This is a genomic window from Kutzneria chonburiensis (genome assembly GCF_028622115.1).
GTDB lineage: Bacteria > Actinomycetota > Actinomycetes > Mycobacteriales > Pseudonocardiaceae > Kutzneria > Kutzneria chonburiensis.
The window spans coordinates 1264634-1286238 of sequence record NZ_CP097263.1 but is presented as its reverse complement, the minus strand read 5'-3'; the positions used below and the strand labels follow the sequence as shown (position 1 = coordinate 1286238).

At 70.1% G+C, this 21605-nt stretch carries 21 protein-coding genes and 2 pseudogenes; 10 read left to right on the top strand and 13 right to left on the bottom strand.

Going from position 1 to position 21605, the window contains the following annotated elements; translation table 11 throughout:
* Positions 1–64 precede the first annotated feature (64 nt).
* Positions 65–364: a hypothetical protein gene (locus M3Q35_RS06125; RefSeq protein WP_273940670.1), complete on the top strand. Its 300-nt coding sequence runs from the start codon at positions 65–67 to the stop codon at positions 362–364.
* Positions 365–385: 21 nt separating this feature from the next.
* Here M3Q35_RS06125 and M3Q35_RS06120 read toward each other — a convergent pair whose 3' ends face one another.
* A complete protein-coding gene (locus tag M3Q35_RS06120; RefSeq protein WP_379794134.1) occupies positions 386–1192 on the bottom strand; it encodes a lysozyme in 807 nt (268 codons plus the stop codon).
* Positions 1193–1313: 121 nt separating this feature from the next.
* Positions 1314–2303, bottom strand: a complete 990-nt coding sequence (locus M3Q35_RS06115) for a quinone oxidoreductase family protein (protein ID WP_273940668.1) — start codon at positions 2301–2303, stop codon at positions 1314–1316.
* A 115-nt stretch (positions 2304–2418) separates the two neighbouring features.
* Between M3Q35_RS06115 and M3Q35_RS06110 the strand changes: the two genes are divergently transcribed.
* The 3 genes from M3Q35_RS06110 to M3Q35_RS06100 all read left to right on the top strand — a co-directional run bounded on the left by M3Q35_RS06110 (position 2419) and on the right by M3Q35_RS06100 (position 5842).
* A complete protein-coding gene (locus M3Q35_RS06110) occupies positions 2419–3891 on the top strand; it encodes an FAD-dependent monooxygenase (RefSeq protein WP_273940667.1) in 1473 nt (490 codons plus the stop codon).
* A gap of 76 nt (positions 3892–3967) precedes the next feature.
* Positions 3968–4588 carry a TetR/AcrR family transcriptional regulator gene (locus M3Q35_RS06105; RefSeq protein ID WP_273940666.1) on the top strand — a complete coding sequence of 207 codons (621 nt, stop codon included), beginning with the start codon at positions 3968–3970 and terminating at the stop codon, positions 4586–4588.
* A gap of 3 nt (positions 4589–4591) precedes the next feature.
* Positions 4592–5842, top strand: coding sequence for a glycosyltransferase (locus M3Q35_RS06100; RefSeq protein ID WP_273940665.1), 1251 nt, complete (start codon positions 4592–4594; stop codon positions 5840–5842).
* A gap of 66 nt (positions 5843–5908) precedes the next feature.
* Here the strand turns inward: M3Q35_RS06100 and M3Q35_RS06095 are convergent, their stop codons facing one another.
* From M3Q35_RS06095 to M3Q35_RS06085, 3 genes are read right to left on the bottom strand one after another with little or no spacing between them, the layout of a single operon-like run.
* Positions 5909–7846, bottom strand: a complete 1938-nt coding sequence (locus tag M3Q35_RS06095; RefSeq protein ID WP_273940664.1) for a HEAT repeat domain-containing protein — start codon at positions 7844–7846, stop codon at positions 5909–5911.
* The gene (locus M3Q35_RS06090) at positions 7819–8730 is read right to left on the bottom strand and encodes a DUF3048 domain-containing protein (RefSeq protein ID WP_273940663.1); all 912 of its coding nucleotides are present in this window, start codon (positions 8728–8730) and stop codon (positions 7819–7821) included. The genes M3Q35_RS06095 and M3Q35_RS06090 overlap by 28 nt, the downstream gene beginning before the upstream one ends.
* Before the next feature lie 56 nt (positions 8731–8786).
* The gene (locus M3Q35_RS06085; RefSeq protein WP_273940662.1) at positions 8787–9020 is read right to left on the bottom strand and encodes a hypothetical protein; all 234 of its coding nucleotides are present in this window, start codon (positions 9018–9020) and stop codon (positions 8787–8789) included.
* A 162-nt stretch (positions 9021–9182) separates the two neighbouring features.
* Between M3Q35_RS06085 and M3Q35_RS06080 the strand changes: the two genes are divergently transcribed.
* From M3Q35_RS06080 to M3Q35_RS48755, 3 genes and pseudogenes are all read left to right on the top strand, one after another.
* Positions 9183–10295: a chromate transporter gene (locus M3Q35_RS06080; RefSeq protein WP_273940661.1), complete on the top strand. Its 1113-nt coding sequence runs from the start codon at positions 9183–9185 to the stop codon at positions 10293–10295.
* Between the two features lie 84 nt (positions 10296–10379).
* Positions 10380–10979: a DUF4142 domain-containing protein gene (locus tag M3Q35_RS06075; protein ID WP_273940660.1), complete on the top strand. Its 600-nt coding sequence runs from the start codon at positions 10380–10382 to the stop codon at positions 10977–10979.
* A gap of 43 nt (positions 10980–11022) precedes the next feature.
* A pseudogene (locus tag M3Q35_RS48755) lies at positions 11023–11370 on the top strand (hypothetical protein); the annotation flags it as partial.
* A 168-nt stretch (positions 11371–11538) separates the two neighbouring features.
* Here M3Q35_RS48755 and M3Q35_RS06070 read toward each other — a convergent pair.
* Together M3Q35_RS06070 and M3Q35_RS06065 are read right to left on the bottom strand one after the other, a co-directional pair.
* Positions 11539–12333, bottom strand: a pseudogene (locus M3Q35_RS06070) (chloride channel protein); the annotation flags it as partial.
* 71 nt (positions 12334–12404) lie between these two features.
* A complete protein-coding gene (locus M3Q35_RS06065) occupies positions 12405–12890 on the bottom strand; it encodes a helix-turn-helix domain-containing protein (RefSeq protein ID WP_273940658.1) in 486 nt (161 codons plus the stop codon).
* A gap of 56 nt (positions 12891–12946) precedes the next feature.
* Here M3Q35_RS06065 and def point away from each other — a divergent pair, with 56 nt between their 5' ends.
* Both def and M3Q35_RS06055 read left to right on the top strand, forming a co-directional pair.
* Positions 12947–13489: a peptide deformylase gene (def, locus tag M3Q35_RS06060; RefSeq protein WP_273940657.1), complete on the top strand. Its 543-nt coding sequence runs from the start codon at positions 12947–12949 to the stop codon at positions 13487–13489.
* A 35-nt stretch (positions 13490–13524) separates the two neighbouring features.
* Positions 13525–15612: an ATP-binding protein gene (locus tag M3Q35_RS06055; RefSeq protein ID WP_273940656.1), complete on the top strand. Its 2088-nt coding sequence runs from the start codon at positions 13525–13527 to the stop codon at positions 15610–15612.
* A gap of 35 nt (positions 15613–15647) precedes the next feature.
* Here M3Q35_RS06055 and M3Q35_RS06050 read toward each other — a convergent pair whose 3' ends face one another.
* Together M3Q35_RS06050 and M3Q35_RS06045 are read right to left on the bottom strand one after the other, a co-directional pair.
* Positions 15648–16145, bottom strand: a complete 498-nt coding sequence (locus M3Q35_RS06050; RefSeq protein ID WP_273940655.1) for a methylated-DNA--[protein]-cysteine S-methyltransferase — start codon at positions 16143–16145, stop codon at positions 15648–15650.
* Positions 16100–16972 (bottom strand): EamA family transporter, encoded by an 873-nt coding sequence (locus tag M3Q35_RS06045; RefSeq protein ID WP_273940654.1) that lies wholly within the window; start codon positions 16970–16972, stop codon positions 16100–16102. Before M3Q35_RS06045 ends, M3Q35_RS06050 begins: the two co-directional genes overlap by 46 nt.
* A 68-nt stretch (positions 16973–17040) precedes the next feature.
* Between M3Q35_RS06045 and M3Q35_RS06040 the strand changes: the two genes are divergently transcribed.
* Positions 17041–17901, top strand: a complete 861-nt coding sequence (locus tag M3Q35_RS06040) for a LysR family transcriptional regulator (protein WP_273940653.1) — start codon at positions 17041–17043, stop codon at positions 17899–17901.
* A 53-nt stretch (positions 17902–17954) separates the two neighbouring features.
* Here the strand turns inward: M3Q35_RS06040 and M3Q35_RS06035 are convergent, their stop codons facing one another.
* The 4 genes from M3Q35_RS06035 to M3Q35_RS06020 are packed head-to-tail and all read right to left on the bottom strand — an operon-like array spanning position 17955 to position 21577.
* Positions 17955–18695: a dienelactone hydrolase family protein gene (locus tag M3Q35_RS06035; RefSeq protein WP_273940652.1), complete on the bottom strand. Its 741-nt coding sequence runs from the start codon at positions 18693–18695 to the stop codon at positions 17955–17957.
* 40 nt (positions 18696–18735) lie between these two features.
* Positions 18736–19719, bottom strand: a complete 984-nt coding sequence (locus M3Q35_RS06030; RefSeq protein ID WP_273940651.1) for an NADPH:quinone reductase — start codon at positions 19717–19719, stop codon at positions 18736–18738.
* Entirely contained in the window at positions 19716–20609 is an 894-nt protein-coding gene (locus tag M3Q35_RS06025; protein ID WP_273940650.1) for an alpha/beta fold hydrolase, read from the bottom strand. Before M3Q35_RS06025 ends, M3Q35_RS06030 begins: the two co-directional genes overlap by 4 nt.
* Before the next feature lie 56 nt (positions 20610–20665).
* Complete coding sequence (locus tag M3Q35_RS06020) at positions 20666–21577, bottom strand: LysR family transcriptional regulator (RefSeq protein ID WP_273940649.1); 912 nt, start codon at positions 21575–21577, stop codon at positions 20666–20668.
* Between the last annotated feature and the right edge of the window lie 28 nt (positions 21578–21605).

Sequence of the window (21605 nt, the reverse complement as noted above, 5' to 3'; positions counted from 1 at the left end):
TTCCTCGATCGGGTGGTTTGCGGTTCGCGCCGAGTAGTCGCCGCCGGCCGGGGCACGCTGCGACATGTCCGTCAGCGAGGCGTACGACGACGCCGTGCCGATGTCAGCGCCGGCCCGCCGGGTCTGGGAGCTGCGCCAACAGGTCCGTGCGCTGGAAGCCGAGCGGGCGGAGCTCGTCGAGGAGCTGTCGGCGATGCGCAGCCAGCTGATCGGCGCTTACCAGCGACTGGCCGACAGCGCGGCCGGACCGGACGTGCCCAGCCGGCTGCTGCGGCTGGTCTGCGACGAGGCCAACCGCATCCGGCTGGAAGCCCTGCGCTACGCGCAGAAGATAGAAAACGAGGCTCGCTCACACTCCTGGTGAGCGGGCCTCTTCAGCGGGTGATCAGCCGTTGGCCAGCGCCTTGAGCCGGTCGTACGCGCCGTTGAACCGGTCCTGGTCGCCGGGGAACGTGCCCTTGTCGGCGTACTGCCAGATGGTCAGGAAGCCCCAGCCGGCCGGCAGCGCGCCGACCGAGCTGCCGTAGAACGGGATCCACAGTGGATTGTCCGCGCCGAAGCCACCGTTGTTGCCGGTGCACTGCGCCCACCACTTGGTGCTGGTGAAGATGGTCGGGAACCGCTTGGTCCTGGCCAGCACCCGGCTGCTGAAGTCACGCACCCACGCCACCATCGCGGCCTGACTGAGCCCGTAACAGGTTGCGCCGTAAGGGTTGTACTCGATGTCCAGCGCCGGCGGCAGCGTCATGCCGTCGCGCGACCACGCGCCGCCGTGATTGACGAAGTAGTCGGCCTGGGCCGTGCCGCCGGACTGGTTGGGCACCGCGAAGTGATAGGCCCCGTGCAGCAGGCCGGCACCGTAGGACCCGTTGTACTGCTGGGCGAAGAACGGGTTGGTGTACGTCGTGGCCTCGGTCGCCTTGATATAGGCGAACTTGCCGCCCTTGCCGGCCACCGCCTTCCAGTCGATGTTGCCCTGGTGGCTGCTGACGTCCATACCGGAGGTCTGCGCGACCTGGGCGGTCAGCGGTTGGGCCGCCGGCATGGCCCGGCCCTCCACCAGCGCGATCTGCGAACCCATCTCGTGGTCGTTGTCGGAAGCGGCGGTTGGTGCGGCGTTCGCGGCGGCCGCGCCGGTCGCCGCCAGTACGAGCGCCGAGCACAGAACCGCCAGCCGACCGGGGTTGACCATGGTGACCTCCAGGAAGCTAGTAGCCACTGTTGTTCACCGAGGCCTACCCGACGGCGGTCGAACTGCACATTTCGCCGCCTACTTTACTTCTTTCGTGTGCACTGTGGACGCTCCGTGACCGTTATGCGGCAAGCAAGACCCGACCGAACGGCCCGCCCTCGATCAGGTGCCGCTGCGCCCGCGCCGCGTCGGCCAACGGGAACACGCTGTCGACGATCGGATTGATCTCCTTCTGTGCCACCAGATCCAGCAGCTTCGCGTTGGCCGCGCGCGTCTGCTCCGGTGTGTACGCCGCCACCCGGAAACCGTGAACATGAGCGTTCTTCCAGATCAGGTCGGTGACGTCGATCGTGGCGGTCATGGCCGCCGAGTAACCGATGCTGACCAGCGAACCGTGCGCCGCAAGGCTTCCCAGCGCCTCGCCGGTGATCGCGCCGCCGACCCCGTCCAGCACGACATCGACCCCCTTGCCGTCGGTGATGCGCTTTACCCCGTCACGCAACGATTCCCGGGTCAGGTCGATGACCTCGAAGCCGGCCTCGCGGCCCTTCGCGGCCTTGGCGCTGGAGGTGGCCGTGGTGATGGCTTGCGACGCCCCGAGCACGCGGGCGATCTCCACGCCGCCCTGGCCGACCGCGCCACCGACGCCGGGTGCGAGGACCGTCCCGCCGGGCCGGAAGTCGACGACATCGGTGAGGGTGAGCAACGCGGTCAGGTGGCCGGCGCCGGTGGTCAGCGCCGCGGCCGCCGTGTCGTCGACGGCGTCCGGAACGGGCACGAGGTTGGCCGGATCGGCGGCCACCAGCTCGGCCCACGTCCCGTCGACGCCGAGCCCGTAACGGCCGCCGCCCAGCACGACCCTGGTCCCGACCGGCAGGTCCGATGTGCCCGGCTCGACCAGGACGCCCACCCCGGTCACGCCGGGGACCACCGGGAACGGCTTGATCGCGCCGGCCGGGAGTTTGCCCAGGCGGGCGGTGTTGTCCAGGGGGCTGACACCGGCCAGCACGATCCGCACCACCGCCCAGCCCTCGGGCGCGACCGGCTCACGGACGGTTGCCGCGCCGAGCACGTCGTAGTCGCCGAACTGGTGGTACTGGATGGCTCGCATGTCGGGCTCCTCACTCGTCGGTGAAATAACCGTAGCACGTTCACTCCTTTCACTCGCCTGATCAGGTGCCCGATCGACCGTTGCCGCCGGCCGCCGGCTGCGCGACCTTGGAGCCATGACCGACGTGCTGATCGTCGGCGGGGGACCCGTCGGACTCACCGCCCGCGCGCTGCTGGCGCGCTGGGGCGTGCGGACGCTGCTGGTGGAGAAGCGCGAGAAGCTGTCGCCGTTCCCACGGTCGCGGCTGGTCAACGTGCGCTCGATGGAGATCTTCCGTCAGCTCGGCATCGCCGACACCGTGCGCTCCCGCGCCTTCGCCCCTCGCTTCGGGCGCATCCGCTTCCGCGACACCCTGTTCGGCCCCGATTTCGGCACCGCCGCCATGACCGGCGTGCACGCGCCGATCCCCGACAGCCCCGAGTTCGGCGTCGTCACCTCCCAGGACCGTTTGGAGCCCACCCTCCTTGCCGCCGCCGACGATCCGATGGTCTTCGGCGCCGAGCTGACGGGTCTGTCCATCTCCGACGACGGCGTGACCGCTGTCGTCGGCGACCAGACGATCCACGCCCGTTACCTGCTGGCCACCGACGGCGCCAAGTCCACCGTGCGCTCACTGTTGTCGATCGGCACCGACGGTCCCGGTGCCCTGTCCGACATGACGACGGTTGTCTTCGACGCCGACCTGTCTGAATGGTCCGCCGCCGAGCCCGCCGGTGTCTACGCCACCGCCCACGGCATGTTCCTGCCCGTGTACCCCGAGGGCGGCTGGGCCTGGATCTCTCCGTCTACTTCGGACACCGACTGGGAATCCCTTGTCTCCCAGGCCATCGGCTCCCCCGTCGCGATCAAGGTCCAGCGGGTGCAGCAGTGGACCATCACCGCTTTCGTCGCGTCGTCCTTCCGCGTGGGCCCCGTGTTCCTGGCCGGCGACGCCGCCCACACCGTGCCCGGCGCCGGCGGCCTCGGCATGAACACCGGTCTCGCCGGCGTGCACAACCTGTGTTGGAAGCTCGCCGCGTCCTTGCAGGGCTGGGCTTCCGGCTCGCTGCTCGACTCCTACCAGTCCGAGCGCCTGCCCGTCGCCCAGATCACCCTCCGCCAGGCCGTAGCCAACAGCCGCCTCATGGAGTCCGCCGCCGCCAGCCGCCGCGCCCAGCTCCTCGCCGGCACTCCTCCTGACGACGTCGAGCTTCCTTGGTCTCAGCAGTACTTCGACCAGCTCGGGCTCGTGCTCGGCGTCGCTTACGGTTCCACCGTCGAACCCGGCACCGACTACGTGCCCACCCCTACCCGGGCACCGCATGCCCCACCTCCGGCTCCCCGACGGCCGTTCCACCCTCGACGCCCTCGGCGAGTGGTTCACCGTCTTCACGCCTTCCCCCGACGCCTGGCAGTCCCCGGCTCCTTGGCCCGTCCGCATCCAGCAGGTCACCGCATGGGACCTCGGCCCCCAGGACGCGCTGCTCGTCCGCCCCGACGGCTACATCGCCGCCCGCCTCACCACCCCCGGCACCTGGCCCACCCCTCTCCCCACCTGAGTGGCTCACTTGGCGTTCTGACCCCACCTGAGTGGCTCACTTGGCGCTGAAAGCCAAGTGAGCCACTCAGGTGCAGCGCCCCGGTGCGCCTTGACGTCGTTCGATCGATCGATCTAATCTTAGATCGTGCGATCGAACGGCCGGACCTTCGCCGACAACGCCCGACGCAAGCAGATCACGCTGGCGGCGATCGAGGTGATCGCCGAGATCGGGTACGCGCAGGCCTCGATCCGCAAGATCGCCGAGCGGGTGGGGGTGGCGATGAGCGTGGTGCTGTACCACTTCGCCAACAAGGACGACCTGGTCCGGGAGATCGTGCACCACTCGTTCCGGGAGGCGCTCGACGCGATCGTGCCGGCGCTGGAGATGGAGCGGACGGCCGGCGGGAAGCTGCGGGCGTACATCGTGGCCAACGCCGACTTCATGCTGTCGCACCGCACGCAGTACTCGGCGGTGTTCGACATCGGCATGAGCTATCGCACGGCCGGCGGCGACCGCATGAACGCGATCGCGCTCGACCCGGAGCTGGTGGCCGACATCGCCAAGCTCGACCTGGCCACCATTCTGCGCGAGGGCCAGGAATCCGGGGAGTTCCGCGACTTCGACGTCGCACACATGGCGTCGGCGATCAACGGCGCGGTCCGCAACGGACCGCTGCTGGAGCTGGCGCTCAATCCGAACTACGACATGGACGGGTACGCCGGGGAGTTGGTGACGACGTTCGACCTGGCGACACGAAGGGGGTAGAGCATGGCCAAGGTGGTGATCGCGGCGGTCGGTTCGCGGGGTGACACCGCGCCACTGATCGGGATCGGCACTCGGCTGCAAGCCGAGGGACACGACGTAACGCTGACAGCGTTACCTGTTTTCGAGGAACTGATCACGAGTTGCGGCCTGCGTTTCCGGCCGCACGAGGCGATGTCGATGGCGGCCGGCGACCTCAGCCGGATGGGCGAGGTGGAGAACCCGGCCAAGGCGGTCATGGAGTTCATGTCGCCGAGGGGCATGCAGCGGGCCGGCGAGGCACTGCTGACGGCCATGGCCGACGAGCCGGCGGACATCCTGCTGCTGTCGCCGTTGGCCGAGCTGGCCGGCCATCCGCTGGCCGAGGCGCGAGGCATCCCGAGTCTCGGCATCCGCCTCCAGCCGTGGTCCGCCACCGCCGACTTCACGCCGTCGACCGTGGGCGGCTGGTCGGCCGGCCCGGTGCTCAACCGGGCCGTCGGCCGGTTCGGCGCCGCGTGGCTCGACCACTACTACCGCAAGCCGCTCGCCGCGCTCCGGTCCCAGCTGGGCCTGCCCCAGGTGTCGGCACGAGCACTCAGCAAACGCCGCGCCGCGGCGGAATGGCCCGTCCTGCACGGGTTTTCCCCTTCGGTCGTGCCGCGTCCCCAGGATTGGCGCCCCGGCCTCGACGTCGTCGGCTACTGGTGGCCCACGCGCCCGCTCGGTTGGTCGCCGCCCGCCGATGTCGTCCAGTTCCTGGAATCCGGCCCGCCGCCCGTCTACATCGGCTTCGGCAGCATGCCCATGCCCACCGCCGAGTCCGTCCGCGTCTCCGGCCTCATCGCCGAAGCCCTGCGCACCGCCGGCGTTCGCGGCATCGTGCAGGCCGGTTGGGCCCAGCTCGCCGTCTCTTCCGACGACGTCATCACCATCGACGAGATCCCCCACGACTGGCTGTTCGACCACGTCGCCGTCGTCGCCCACGCCTGCGGCGCCGGCACCACCGCCGCCGGGCTACGCGCCGGTGTGCCCGCCATCGCCCTTCCCGGCTTCGCCGGCGACCAGCCCTTCTGGGCCCGCCGCCTGCGCCGCCTCGGCGTCAGCGCCGGCACCTTGTCCCAGCGCAAGTTCACCGCCGACCAGTTGGCCGCCGCCATCACCCGGGCCATGACCGACGACGAGCTCCGCGTCAACGCCAAGATCGTCGCCACCAAGCTCGCCGAGGACGACGGCCCTGGCGAGGTCGCCAAGGCCGTCGCACGCCTCACGGTCTGAGCCGGCGGCCTCGGGGTCGACTCTCGCGCCGTGCGCTCCAAGCCCGGCACCGCCCGTGCCGGCGACTCAAGGGCCGATGGCGGCCAGCGCGTCGAGGGCGGCGGCCTGGATCCGGTCGTCGGTCTCGATGGTGCCGACGTCGAACAGCGGAACGAGCCGCTCGTCCCGTTCCAACAGGGCCAACACGCGAGACCGAAGGACGGCGGCGGGCGGGCCGATCTTGGCGATGGCGTGCAGCGCGGTCAGGACGGCGGTCTCGTGTTCGGGGGCGTCAAGGGCCTGGGTCAGCACGGCGACGGCAAGGTCGGTGTCACCGCAGGCGACGACGCTCTCGGCCACGCCATAGCCGCCCCAATAGGCGGGATTGTCCCGGACCCACTTCTCGACCCGCTTGAGCACGACGGCCCGGTCGGGCGGGTCGAGCAGTGGCGCGGCCGAGGCGAAGGCGTGGGCGAACCGCCAGTGCTCGGGCGGTCCGAGCCGGTCGATCACCTCGGTCAGCACGGTGTTGTCGCCGGTGACGAGGCAGTGCACCCCGGCGGCGCGCAGCTCGACGTAGGGATCATCGACGACCCGGACCAAGGCCTCGATCCACGGCGCCAGGTGGATGGCGGCGGAGCCGAAGCCCGCGAAGACGGTCAGCGCCAGCCCAGGTTCCTTGGACGCCAACATGAGCAGCAACGAGTCCTCGGCGCCGTAGCCGGCCGGCCCGCACGAAGCGAGGGCGCGCCACAGGTTCTCCTGCAACGGAGTCGGCTCGGGACCGGACTTCTCCAACGCGGCATGCAGCACGGGGATCACCCGCTTCGGGCTGAGTCGCGCGCAGGTGATGACCATGTCGCCGAGATTCGCGGCGAAGACGGACCGCTGTCGACTGCTTTCCTTGACAGCACGGAGAACCACCGACACCGCGCGCTCATCGCCCTGCCGCGCCAAGGCCCACGTGGCGGCCGCCTCGACCATGGGATCACCGTCGGCCAGCAGGGCGGCCAGCCGGTCGGCGTACGGCGTGCCCGCGTCACCGACGGCGGCGAGGAGGTCGGCGGCGCGGGCGCGGTTGTAGGCATTGCTGTCGTACAAGAGGTTTCCGACCAGCGGCAGCAACGACCGGGTGGCGGAACGCGACCGCCGCATGACGTCGCCGGCCGCCTCCACGGCTCCGGTCAGCACTCCGTCGGAGCCGTGGATGAGCAGCGGCCGGATGATCTCCATCCGGGCCGGCACATCGTCGTCGAGGCACAGCGCGTCGCACAGGTAGCGGCCATCGCCGGCCCACATGTCGTACGCCCCGCGCGGCACCTCCGGGGCGAGGGCGGCAGTGATCAACTCCGGCACGGACACCGAATCACGGTCGAGAATGCGGCGGGCCACCAGGTTCGCGAACCGCAGCTCCGGCGTCTCGGCCAACCGGAGCGCGGCGGCCCGTCCGGCGCCGGCGCCCTCCAACCGGGACTTGACCCGGATCCGCAGCTCCTTCTCCCGGGAGTCCTTGGCCAGCAACGCCTTCTCGATCTCCTTGGCCCGCGGCGTTATCGCCGCGTACTGCCAGAGCAGGCCGACGACTTCCCGGCGCAGATTGGCGTTGCGTTCCTTGAGCAGCGCGATCACCTTGTCGTGCAAGGAGATCAATACCTCACGGCCGGCCACCGCGTCGGGCTCCGACCGCCACCGCGGGTCGTTGAGGCGCATCACCAGGCGCCCCAACATCTCCACGATGTCGGCCCGGATGCGGACCTTCGGCGTGCTGACGAGCTCCACGAGGTACGGCAGAGTCGGCGTGGTCGCCGAGCAGATGCCCCCGTCCAACGAGAACAGAGCGCCCTCGATACCGTCCAGCTGCTCGCGCATGTTCCAGTTGCTGGCCAGCGCACGCAACCGGCCCGGGATGTCCGATGCGTTGCCGTAAGCATGGTGTAACTGCGCCCACGGGATGTCGTCCAGCCCGTCCAGGGGCGTGTACTGCCGGCTCGCCACCGTCAGGACACCGGGGCCAGCAGAATCCACAGTGGACCTTCGGCCGCCGGCACGGCGTTGCCCGCGGCGTCGGCGAAGATCGTCGCGGTGGTGCGGGTGGTCCGCGACCACGTGGCCTCGAACAGCTTTCCGTCCCGAAGCACGGTTGCCGCCCCGCTGCCGACCGTCACGCCGACCGGCGAAGGATTGCCGGCCACATCACCGGGAACCGTGCCGGCGCGGGTCGTGATCTTCTGGACGATCACCGTGGCCGCACCGACCTGGCCGCCGTCGGTGGTGGTCAACGGCTTGCCGTCCATGGAGATCAGCCACTTCTGGTCCGACCACTCGAAGTCGAAGCCCACCTGCGCCACCTGCTCGTGTCGCTTGGTCGTCGGCGTGCCACCGGCCGGCGCGGGTCCGACGGCCTGGAGGTCGACCGGCCCGGTGCCCTTGGGCAGCTTGTCCGGGTGCACGTACAGATCATGCGGCGCCTGCCGGCTGGTGTTCCGGAAGTACGCGGCGGGCACCGCGCTCTGGCAGCCGGTCCCCAGACCGGCGCTCTGCAGCAGCGGCACCAGCTGCGGGGCCGAGCCGGAGCAGGCCAGCGTCGGTTTGCCGTACTGGCCGAGCAGATCGATGTCGGTCTCGCGGGCGCTGCGCACCGGCCCGATCTCGGCCGGGATCTGGTTCAGGTAGACGGCCGCGATACGGGTCAGGCCGCCCTCGACCGGCTCGACGTAGACCACGCTGGCCGCGGCCAGGCCGGTCTGCGGCCGGGCCGCGGCGACGTTGTCGATCTTCACGACAAGGGCCGACCCGGCCGGCACCGCTGTCGTCGTGGTGGTGGTCGGCGCGGGCGCCGGGGCCTGGCCGGAGCACGCCGTCATCAGCAGCAGCACCGCCGCGGCGGGCACCAGCCGGAATCGCGCCATGTCCCCCATCTAACGCCATCCGGGCCCGCCGCGGCCGTGCTGATCACACGATCAGGTCAGCCGTGGTGGCCGCCACCGCCGCCGTCACCGAAACCGCCCCAGCCACCACCGTCGTGATGGTGGCCTCCGAAGGACCCATGGTGGTGATGGTGGTGGCCGTTCGACGAACCGGAGTCGTAGTAGCCGTCGCCGCCGAAGTCGCGGCGACGGCGCCGTCCGGCGGTGGCCGACTGGACGATACCGACGATGAGCAGGGCGATTCCGACCATGATGAGCAGGCTGAACGCCATCACGTCACCTCCTGCGGCCGCCTCGGCGGTGTCCCCCTGACCCCGGGTCCGCGACCTGTTCCAGGAGTGTTGTCCGGGTCACCCCCGCAACTCCACGGGACTTGAGCAAGGTTTGACGGAACGAATTGATTTCGATCGGCACTGAAGTCATAGTGTTAGCTCGTGGACGAACGGGTCGGCCTTGGCACCATCCTCGCGCAGTGGGGTCGGATCGGCTGCATCGGCTTCGGCGGCCCGCCGACGCACATCCTGTTGCTGCGGCAGCTGTGCGTACACCGGCGGGGCTGGCTGACCGCCGAGGAGTTCGAGGACGGCATCGCCGCCACCAACCTGCTGCCCGGCCCCGCCTCGACCCAGCTGGCGATCTTCTGCGCGTGGCGGCTGCGGGGCATTCCGGGCGCGCTGGTCGGCGCGGTCGGCTTCATCTGCCCAGGGCTCGTCGTCATCCTGGCGCTGGCGGCGCTGTTCCTCAGCGGCACGCCGCCACTGTGGGTGACGGGTGCGGCGGCCGGGGCCGGGGCGGCGGTCGCGGCGGTGGCCGTGCACGCGGCGGTCGGGCTGATCCCGGCCAGCTGGACTCGAGCCCGGAATCACGGGCGCTGGATCGCGTATCTGCTGCTCGGAGCGGCCGCGACCGTCCTGTTCGGGCCATGGGTGGTGCTCGTGCTGGCCGGGTGCGGGTTCGTCGAGGTCACGTGGCGTACGCGAACCGCGCGGTCGTTCGCCTTCCCGCTGGTCGGCGGCATCGCCGGCGGGCTGCCGTGGGTGGCGTTGAAGGTCGGGGCGCTGTCCTACGGCGGCGGCTTCGTGATCATCCCGCTGATGCAGGCCGACGCCGTCGACCACTACCACTGGATGACCGGCGCGCAGTTCCTCAACGCCGTCGCCCTCGGCCAGATCACGCCCGGCCCGGTCGTGCAGACCGTCGCCGTGGTCGGCTACGCCGCCGGCGGCCTGTCCGGCGGGCTGCTCGCGTCGTTGCTGGCCTTCGCGCCGTCGCTGCTGTTCGTGCTGATCGGCGGGCCCCGGTTCGAGCGGCTGCGGGCCAGCGCGGCCGCACAGTCCTTTCTGGACGGTGCCGGACCAGCGGCGATCGGCGCGATCGCCGGTTCGGCCGTACCGCTCGGGTTGACGTTGCACCACCCGTGGCAGGCGATCGTGCTCGCACTGGCCGCCCTCTGGCTCCTGCTGCTACGCCGCGGCGTCGTGCCCGCCCTGCTCGGCGCGGCCGTCCTCGGCGTCGGCGCCGCCCTGGCCGGTTTGACCGTCGGCTGAACCAACGGCCGTTCCGTCGCGTATCGGACACTAGCAGTGCACAACAGTGTGATCATGCAACGGTCCGATGTGGAGCGTGGGACGATGAGGACTCGGTCAATTCTCGGCATTTTCGGCGCGCTCGCCGCGCTGACGACGGCATGCGCCGCCCCGCAGCAGACCATGGCCGCCACGCCGCCGACGCCGAAGCCGGCGGCGCTGACCGACTCGAAGTACGGGCCGCTCAGCGCGGCCGACGTGAAGCTGATGAATCTGGTGCAGGAGACCAGCATCCGCGAGATCACGCTGTCCCAGTGGGCACTCCAGCGCTCGGCCAACCCGCAGGTCAGGGCGGCCGCGCAGATGATCGTCACGCAGCACGTGCAGCTACAGAAGGAGGACCTGGCAGCCGCCGCCCAGCTCGGCCTCACGCTGCCCGACAAGCCGGCCGAGGACATGCAGATCGGCATCGACCGGATGGCCAAGGAGAACGGCAAGACCTTCGACACCGACTACGCCAACACCCTGCGGCAGGCCCATGGCGAGGCATTCATCCTGATCGCCCAGGTGCGCGCCGACACACGCAACACCGTGGTGCGCCCGTTGGCCGACTCGGCCAACAACTTCATCAAGATGCACATGCAGGTGTTGGAGACCACCGGCGACGTGGACTACGGGCAGCTGCCGGTGCCCGACGCCTCCTAGGGCAGCAGCCGGCATTCCTGAAGGCTCCCTTACCCTTTGAGCCATGCCGGAGTTCGCCTGGGTTGAGTTGGACTGGGACACCCGCTACGAGCTGATCCGACAGTTCAAGGAGGACTTCGCCGTCAGCTGGGACGAACGCGGCTACGTCGAGCCAGCGCCCTCGCTCACCTACCGGCTGCCCGAGATCGAATCACGACAGCCCTTCGCCCAGCTGGTCAACGACGTGCTGCGAGCGTGTGTGGAGGACTGGGACTCGGTGTTCCACCACATCGAGTTGCACTGGCCCGGCCAGTACCGCCCGCACCGCGTCGACGACATCACGGAACTGAAGGACTGGGAGCGCTCGCACTACCCGGACCGCCACCACCTGCTCGGTTTCGTCGGCCGCGACCACGGCTTCGGCGTGTTCGCCCAGCACTGGAACCGCACCGCCTGCTTTTTCGGCGCGGCAGCCGTCGACGCGGTGCAAAGGCTCAACCGCGGCGTGCTGACCGAGTTGGTCAGGGCAAAGGCGTTCCCGGTGGTGCTCCTCGTGCAGGTCGCGCCGGCGGGCGTGCAGCAGCTGGGCCAGCGTGATCACGCCAAGGTGGCTGGTCGGGTCGTCGCGGTCGACCACCGGCGCGCTGGTCACGTAGTTCTCGGCCAGCTTGTTGGCCACCTCGCGCAGAGTCTCGTCCGGGTGTACGAACACCCGGGCCGGGGTGGCGAAGTCGGCACGTGGCTCGGGCGTCATCACTTCGTGCGCGAAGAACGACTCCAGCGGGTCGGTGGTGTACTCACGGGTCAGGTGCAGCCGGCGGCGGGCGATCTTCTCCGTCAACACGGATCGCTTGAGCAGCAACACCGACAGCGCGTACGCCGACACCGACGTGCCCGTCAACGGGGAACGCATCACGCCGCCGACCACCGCCGCCAGGCCGAGCGTGGCCCAAAACCCCGGCGTGCAGTGCGGCAGGAAGCCGCTTTCCGCAGCGCCGAGCGAGGCGCCGATCATGAACACCGGCGCCAGCACGCCGCCCGAGGTGCCCGATCCCAGTGACAGCGACCAGATCGCCGTCTTCACCACCAGGATGCCGACGATCAGTGCCTGGGTGGCGTGGCCGGTCAGGAGCTGGTCGATCACGTCGTAGCCGACGCCGAGCGCCCTCGGTTCGATCAGGCCGCCGATGCCGATGATCAGGCCGCCCAGCGCCGGCCACCACATCCAGTGCACCGGCAGGCGGGCGAACAGGTCCTCGGCGAAGTACACCAGCGCCGTCGCGCCGATCGCCAGCAGGCCGCCGGTCAGGCCCGGGACCAGCGCCAACGCGTCGGACGCCGGTCCCGGTACGGACCCGAGGTCCGGTGCAAGCATGACACCGCGACCGTCCGGTGTTCTTCGGTGAAGGTCATCGGCCCGCCTCGCTTACCCGTTCGGTCACGACGTCATTCGGGATCCAGCATCGGGAACAGGCGGGCCACCACCGCCACCGGCGCCGCGTCTGACGGCCGCGCCGCCGGCTGCGTCTCCCGGTGGCGGAACAGGGTGATCATCGAGCGGATGGCATCACCCATCGCCGCCATCTCTTCCGGCGTCAGGTAGACGACCTCGCTGAACGCCTCGTCGACGCGCCACTCGGCCGGCGCCTGGGCGCGGTTGTCGCGCCAGCGCTGATAGCTCTCGTCCTCCAGGCGCCGGTTGAGCTCCGCCAGCTCCGGCTCCTTCGGCCCACCCCGGGCCAGCCGCCACGGCCGGATCCGCCCCGTCGCGCCCGGCACGTCCTCCACCAGGCCTTGCTCGGCCAGCTTGCGCAGGTGGAACGAGTACAGCCCGGTGTTGCCGCCCAGCTCCCTCGCCGCGTCCGTCGACGTCAGCTCGTCCCGGGTGCGCAGCAGCTCCAACAAGGCTTCCCGGACCGGATGGTTCTCCATGTTTGCAAAGTCTACTCTCTTTGCAAACTATCTGCTGCCGCCCTACTCTCGTCGCCATGACCGTGCTGCCCGTACGCCTGTTCGGCGACCCCGTCCTCACCCAGCCCGCCGCCCCCGTCACCGACTTCGACCGGGAGCTGCACAAGCTCGTCCGGGACCTCCACGACACCCTCGCCGCGCAGCAAGGTGCCGCTATCGCCGCTCCCCAGCTGGGGATTTCCCGCCGAGTCTTCGTCTACAACATGGGCGGCACCCGGGGTCACCTCGTCAATCCCACCCTGCGTTTCCCCGACGAGCAGGAGCAGGACGGTCCCGAGGGCTGCCTGTCCATGCCCGGTCTCTACTTCGACACCAAACGTCGTCTCAACGTCGTCGCCAAGGGCTACACCATGCACGGCGATCCTTTGCAAATAGTCGGCAGCGGCGACCTCGCCCGCTGCCTCCAGCACGAGACCGACCACCTCGACGGCGTCCTGTTCATCGACCGGATGGACCCGAAACGCCGCCGCGCCGCCCTCCGCGAGATCCTCGCCGCCGACTGGAACACCCCGCCCACCGTGAAGATCTCCCCCCACGCGGGCCCGTTCTGGCAGCGCTGACAGACACAAAATGCCCGTGCGGCAAACTGATCGTCATGACTGGGGCGTCAGAGATCCGGAACAAAGCACAGTCCATCTCAGGCGTGCAGGCCGGATACGTCGACACCGTGATCCAGCACATTGCACCGCACAACCGCGCCATCCCCCGGCAGCTGCCGCTGCCGTCCGCGGACTTCATCGGCCGTGAGACGGAGTTGCACCAGCTCACCGTGGCGCACGACACCAGCCCGACGGTGGTGATCTCCGCGCTCGGAGGCGTCGGCGGGATCGGCAAGACATGGTTGGCGCTGCACTGGGCCTACCGGAATCTCGACCGGTTCCCTGACGGCCAACTGTTCGTCGACTTGCGCGGCTTCGACCAGCACGAGAAGCCCATGCCACCGCACGAAGCAGTACGCGGTTTCCTGGATGCGCTCGGGGTTCCGCCGGACGACATGCCGCAGGACCCGGCGGCGCAGATCGGGCTCTACCGAACACTGACCGCCGACAAGCGGATCCTGATCGTGCTGGACAACGCGCGGGACAGCGAACAGGTCGAGCCGCTGCTCCCCGGCGCGTCTGGCACCGTTCTCATCACCAGCCGGGACCGGATGGACGCGCTGGTCACCGGATACCATGCGCGTCCGGTCGCAGTCACGGCGCTGGACGACGCGGCCGCCCGAGATCTGTTGACCCAACGGCTTGGCGCCCAACGGCTTGCCGACGAACCGGACGCCGTCGACGAGCTGATCCGCTGGTGTGCCGGACTGCCGCTGGCGCTCAGCATCGTCGCCGGGCAGGCGCAGATCAACGTGGACATTCCCCTAGCGACCCTCGCCGAGGAGCTACGCGACGCCTCGTCGCGGCTGAGCGCGCTCGACGGCGGCGGCAAAACCGCACTGCAGGCGGTGCTGTCATGGTCGTATCACGCACTGACGCCGCAGGACGCCCGTGTGTTCCGGCTGCTCGGCACCGCACCCGGCGCGGACATCAGCCGGTTCGAGGCGGCCAATCTCACGGGCCTGTCCAAGCAGCTCCTGTCGACATCCCTGCAGGCGTTGGCCCGGGTATCACTGGTCCAAGGTCATTTCACGACGAGTGTGCGGCTGCACGACCTGGTGCGCTTATACGCGGCCTCGCTGGCCACTCCGGAGGAGACAACTGACGCGCTGCTGCGCCTCGCGGCCGCGTCCAGCCACACCTCACATGCCGCCGACCGGCTTATCGCCGCCCACCACCAGGAAATCACGCTTGGTGAACTGCCGCCCGACTGCACACTGCCCGATCTGAAGCAGGAGAACCAAGCGTGGCACTGGCTGGTCACCGAGCGGGCCAATGTGATGGCACTCCAGCAAGAGGCGTTCAAGCGCGGCTGGTTTGCAACAGTGTGGGCGCTGGCCTGGACCATGACGACGTTCAATCTCCGCCAGGGACATCTACATGACAATTTCACGGCGTGGGTGTCCGGCGTGGAAGCGGCCAAGCACCTGGACAAGGACCTGAGGACCCGGGCCTATCGGCATCTCAGCCGTGCCTGCTCCGATCTCAGCCGGTACGAAGACGCCTACCACTATGGCCTCGAGGGTCTGGCCTGGGCCCGGGAATGTGGCGATGAACTGGGCGAGGCACATACGCGCCGAGCCGTCGCCCGGGCGTGTGAACGTCGAGGCGATGACGAGGAGGCACTCAAGCACTCCATCCGTGCACTGGAACTCTATGACCGGCTGGGCCAGGCGCTCAGCGGTTCGCACGCGCTCGACGAGATCGGCTGGTACACGGCCAAACTCGGCCGGTTCGAGGAGGCACGCACGCGCTCGACGGCCGCCCTCGCGCAATGCCGAGAGCGGATGGACGCCAGCGGCGAGGCCAAGGCGTTGATGACCCTCGGCTTCATCGCCAACGGTATCGGCGACCCCGTTGCGGCAATTCGCCAGTACGAGGAATCACAGGCGATCTCGCAGCGGCTCGGCGACGCCAAGTCCGAGGCAAGGGTGCTAGACCACCTCGGCGACGCGGCCGTGGCGATCGACCCGGCCAAGGCGGTCCAGGCATGGGAACGGGCGGCCGAGCTGTACCGGGCACAGCGGCTGGCCTCGGAGGCCGATGCGGTCCGCGAGAAGCTGGCGGACCGGTCCGGGAAATAGGACAAGGGGTCCGGTTTGCGACGACAGACCATCGGTTAGAACAGCAGGCCGAGGTCTTCGGCGGGCGGTTCCTCCAGGGACAGCAGGAATCGCTTGCGGTGCAGGCCGCCGGCGTAGCCGGTGAGGCGGCCGGAGGAGCCGACGACGCGGTGGCAAGGGACGATGATGCTGATGGGGTTCCACCCGTTGGCGTTGCCGACGGCCTGGGCGCCGGCGGGGTCGCCGAGGGCGGCGGCGAGCTGGCCGTAGGTGCGGGTCTCGCCGTACGGGATCGTGACGAGGGCGGCCCAGACGGCGAGTTCGAAGGCGGAGCCGCGAGGGGCCAGCTCGAGGGAGAACGAGGTCCGCGCACCCGCGAAGTACTCGCCCAGCTGGGAAATCACCGAGGAGAAGCCGGAGTCGTCGCGCTCGCCCAACGGGATGCGGGGTGTGCGGCTGTGGTCGGAGAAGTAGAGGCCGATCAAGGCGGAGCCGTCGGCGACCAAGGTCAGCGGTCCGACGGGCGACTCCGTGATCGTGTGCCGAACGCCCATGACCCCACACTAGCGACCACCATGGCCCCGGCGACGACGACGATGGCGGCCCAGTCGAGCCACGCGAGCCGCTGACCGAGCACGACGAAACCGACCAAGGCGGCCAACACGGGGTTGACGCTCATGAACAGCCCGAAGAACTGGGTGGGCACGCGCCGGAGGGCGAACAGGTCGACCAGGAAGGGAATGGCGGACGACAGCACACCGGCGGCCAGGGCCTCGCCCAGCGAATACGGGGTCGGCGGGTGCAGAACCAGCACGACGAGTCCAACGGGGACATACACGAGGGCGGAAATCAGGGCGGCTGCGGCAGATCCCTGCGCACCGGGCAACCGCTCCCCCACGGTCCGGTTCAACAAGATGTAGCACGCCCAGCAGGTGGCGGCGAGCAACGCCAGCCCGATGCCGAGATAGTCGGTGCTGGCCTGCGGACGGGCCAGCACGATGGCGGCGGGAGCCGCGATGAGAGCGCAGATCACGTCGACCAGACGCCGCGAACCGGCCAGCGCGACGGCGATGGGCCCGAGGAACTCCAAAGTCACCGCGAGCCCGAGGCCGAGGCGGTCGATGGCGGTGTACAGCGACAGGTTCATGGTGGCGAACACCAAAGCCAATGCCAGCACGGGCCGCCACTCCCGACCGGTGAACGACCGTAATCGCGGCCGGCCGGCGGCCAGCAGCACCGCGCCGGCCACCCACTGCCGGACCGCGACGACACCGGCCGGCCCGATCACCGGAAACGCCAGCGCCGCCGTCGCGGCCCCGACCTGGCTGGACAGCGCGCCGCCCAGCATCATCGCCATGCCCCCGACCCGTTCCGTCGCCATGACGGCAGCCTGCGCCGGGCCGACGCATACGCAAAATGCATCCGACACGTCATCTATACGATAAACGCATGGATCTCGAACTGCGTCAGCTCCGCTGCCTGGTCGCGATCGTGGACACCGGCACGTTCACCGACGCCGCGATCGAGCTGGGCGTGTCCCAGGCGGCGGTGTCCCGCACGCTGTCGGCGCTTGAACAGGTGCTCGGCGTGCGCCTGCTGCACCGCACCAGCCGTTCCGTCACGCCGACGACCGCGGGCGTGCAGGTGCTGGCCCGCGCGCGGCAACTGCTGGCCGAGGCCGACAACCTGGTCCGCGAGGCCACGACCGGCCACACGCGGCTGCGCATCGGCCACGCCTGGTCGGCGATCGGCCGCCACACGGCCGAGTTCCAACGTCGCTGGGCGGCCCGCTACCCCGGCGTCGAGCTGCTGTTCATCCGTACGAACACGGCAACCGGCGGTCTGGCCGAGGGCCTGTGCGACCTCGCCGTCGTCCGCACGCCGATCGACCGCCAACGCTATTCGCACGCCACGGTCGGCAGCGAGCCCCGCTACTGCGTGATGGCGGCCGACGACCCGTGGGCCAAGCGCCGGTCGATCACGCTGGCCGAGATCGCCGACCGGGACCTGCTGGTCGACCGCCGCACCGGCACCACGACCGCCGATCTCTGGCCGCCGGAGCACCGCCCGAAACTGACGCCGATCAACGACGTCGACGACTGGCTGGCCACCATCGCGGCCGGCCACTTCGTCGGCATCACGCCGCAGGCCACGGTCACCCAGTACCGCCGGGACGGGATCGTCTACCGCCGCGTGCGGGACGCGCCGCCGGTACCGGTGCAGCTGGTCTGGCGCCGCCACGATCCGCATCCGGCCACCCACGCGGCGATCGCCCTGCTCACGGAGCTGTACTCACCAGGAAACACCTAGCGTCTGTCCACAGTGGATCCCGCCGCGGCACGAGGCGGGATCCACCGGTGATCTCAACGGGTGCGCTCGAGCAGCGCGAACAGGTTCTCCCAGTGCCGTCGCTCGCCGGCCTCCTGGTACGCGGCGGTGTCGGTCATGGTGTAACCGTGCTCCGCGCCCTCGTACACCTCGGAGGTGTAGGTCACGCCGGCCTCGTCCAGGGCGTTCTCCAGCAGCTTGATCTGGTCGGCGTCCATGGAGTGGTCGTGGTCGGCGTGTCCGAAGTAGACCTCGCCGGTGATCTTGCCGACCGACAGGTGCGGGCTGTCGGGCTGGTCGGTGGCCAGCCGGCCGCCGTGGAACGAGGCGATGGCCTTGACGCGCGAGGGCAGCGCCTCGATCGCGAGCAGGGCGTTCTTGCCGCCCATGCAGTAGCCGGTGATCACCACCGGGCCGGCCTCGACGCCGTCCTGCGCGGTCAGGAAGTCGATGTACGCGCCGGCGTCGGCGGCGATCGCGGCCGGGGTGAGCGCGCCGATCAGCGGCATGATCTGCCCGAACAGCGCGCCGCGCTTATCCGGGTCGCCCAGGTCGGCCAGGTCGAACTGCGGCGCGCGGCCGCCACGGTAGAGCAGATTCGGGGCCAGCACGGCAAAACCGCGCGCGGCGATGGCGTCGGCCATCTCCTCGATACGGGGCCGCAGGCCGAAGGCGTCCATGAACAGCAGCACCCCGGGGCCGCCGCCGTCCGGCACCACCAGGTACGAGTCGGCGACGCCGTCCGGGGTCGCCACGTCCACCATGCCCTTGCGCATGTCACTCCGCTCGCGGTCGGGAAAACGTTGTGCTGCCAACCTACCGCTGCTCGATCAGGACCTTGCCGACCACGTCGCCACTCTCCACCCGCCGGTGCGCGGCGGCGATCTCTTCCAGCGGGTACCGGTCGGCGATCGGATGGGTGAGCGCGGTGTCGGCCAGCAGCCGGTTCACGTGCTCGGTGGCGGCCCGCAACGCCGGCAGCGGCATGGTGAACACCTGCACCGCGCGAATGGTGACGTTTCGTCGCATCAGCGGATAGAACGGCAGCGCCGGCTCGGTCACGGCATCGGAGCCGTAGGCCACGATCGTCCCGTTCGTCGCGATCACCACCGACGTCAACGGGAGATTCGCCCCGAACGCGACATCCACCACCCGCTGCACGCCACCGCCGGACAGGGCCAGGATCTCCGCCGCCGCGTCGGCCGACCGGTAGTCCACGACGTGGTCCGCGCCGGCGGCCAGCGCCGCCTTCTGCTTGTCCGGCGTGCTGGCGGTGGCCACCACCGTGGCCCCGCCGTGCTTGGCCAGTTCGATGGCGTAGTGGCCGACCGCCCCGGCCCCGCCGGTGACCAGCACCGTCTTGCCGGACACCGGGCCGTCGACGAAGACTGCCCGATGAGCCGTCAGAGCCGGCACGCCCAGACACGCGCCCACCTCGAACTCGGTGTTGTCCGGCAAGGCGATGGCCCGATCCGACGGCAGCACAACGTAGTCGGCCGACGTCCCGTAGGGCCGTCCTTGATTGGCGCAGTGCAGCCAGACCCGCTCGCCGAGCCGGGTGTACGGGACGCGCGGGCCGATCCGGTCGATCACGCCGGCGCCGTCGTCCCCGGGAATCACCCGCGGATAGGTCATGGCTCGACCGCCGGCGCCGGCCCGCCGCTTCACGTCCGCCGGGTTGATCCCGGTCGCCGACAACCGGACCCGCACCTCGCCGATGCCCGGCTCCGGGTCGGGCAGCTCACCGACCACGAGCACGTCCTCGGCCGGGCCGACCCGCTCGTACCAGGCGGCTCTCATCTCCAGAACTCCGCCAGCGCGTCGGCGACCAGCGCGGGCTGTTCCAGCACCTGCATGTGCGGCGTGCCGGGCAGCACCCGGAACCGCGAGCCCGGGATCCTGGTCGCGATGCCCCGCATGATCTCCGGTGTCGTCGACACGTCGGCTTCGCCGGCCAACACGAGCGTCGGCACGCCCAGGTCAGCCAACTTTCCTTGCACGTCAAGGCTCTTGAACGCGCGCCAGGCGGCAGCCCAGTCGACCGGATTGCCGCCGAGCACGCGTTCCCTGGCGTACTGCACGCTCTCGCCGTTCACGGCGAGGGCGTCCGCGGTGAACCACCGCGTGAGCGACGGGGCGACCTGCGCCGCCATGCCGTCGTTCTCCCCGGACAACGCCCGCCCCTCGAAGGCGTCGAACGGGAAGTCCGTGGTCGCGAGCAGCGCCAGCGAGGCGAACCGCTCCGGCGCCCGCACGGCCGCCGTCTGCGCGATGCCGCCGCCGAAGGACAGTCCGACGACGTGCGCCCGCTGCACGCCGATCGCGTCCAGAACCCCGATGAGGTCGCGGGCGGTGTCGGCCATCGTGTACGGGTTCGGCGAGCCGGCGGCCGCGCCGTGGCCTCGCACGTCGTAGGCGAACACGCGGCGGCCGACGGCCAGCGCGTCCATCACCGGCTCCCACATCTGGTGATCGAGGCCGAGGGCGTGCACGAGCAGCACGGCCGGCCCGGCGTCGCCGCGCTGCGCGACCACGGTGTCATGGTCGGCCAGGCGCACCCGGTGCAGCTGGGCCGGCGGGTGGGCGTCGACCATCGTCACGGTGTCGAGCCCTCGGGGAAAGCCGGTGTCGAGCGACATCCGTTTGGCCAGGCCGAGCATGCGTGCGTCGGCCAACGATGTGACGGTCATGTCGACCAGATTCGACGGTCGCCGGCCATATGTCCAAGACCTGAAAAAGCTGATGGTCAGACTTGCGAGATATCACCGTCCAGGGCCAGCGACGGGTGCCCGACCATGAAGTCGATCAGCGTCTCCAGTGCCGGCGCCGGCCGCCGGTTGGCCGACCAGGCCAGCGCCGGCGTCCACACCGGCTCCGGGGTCAGCTCCACCACCCGCACCGCCGGACCCGGAGACTCGGCCACCGAACGCGGCATGATCGCCGCCGCCAGCCCGACGTTGGCCAGCGCCCGAGCCGTGGTGTAGTCCCGCGTCTCGAAGCGCACCCGTGGCTCCGCGCCGGCCGCGGCCAGTGCGCCGGCGATGATCTCCCCCACCGCCGAGCCGGGCGGATACTTGATCAGGTCGACGCCGTCCAGGTCGCCGACCTTGATGCGCCAGCGCCTGCCCAGCGCGGTGTTCTCCCCGGCCACCAGCACCAGCGGCTCCGCGCCGAGCGAGTACGACACCAGGCTGCGGTCGCCGGGCGGTGGCGGGGCGGCCAGCGTCACCACGTCCAGCCGGCCGGCGTGCAGCCCGGCCAGCATCTCGACGGTGTTCTGCTCCTGGAGCTCGATCTCGACCGCGGGATAGGTGGCCGAGAAGGCGGCGAACACCACCGCCAGCCGGGCGGTCAGGCCGCGGGCCACGCCGAGCCGGATGTGCCCGCGCACGCCGCCGGCCCAGCCCAGCATCTCCTCCTCGACCGCGACCAGGTCGGACAGGATGCGCTCGGTGTGGGCCAGCAGCGCGACGCCGGCCGGCGTCAGCGCCACCTTGTGGTTGTTGCGCTCGAACAGGTCCAGCCCCAGCTGGCGCTCCAGCTTGCGGATCTGCTGGGACAGCGCCGGCTGGGCGATGCGCAGCGCCTCGGCGGCCCGGGTGAAGTGCAGTTCCCGGGCCACCGCCTGGAAGTACTCCAGCTGACGCGAACTGATCATAAGCCGAGTGTCTCACCACCCGGCTCGG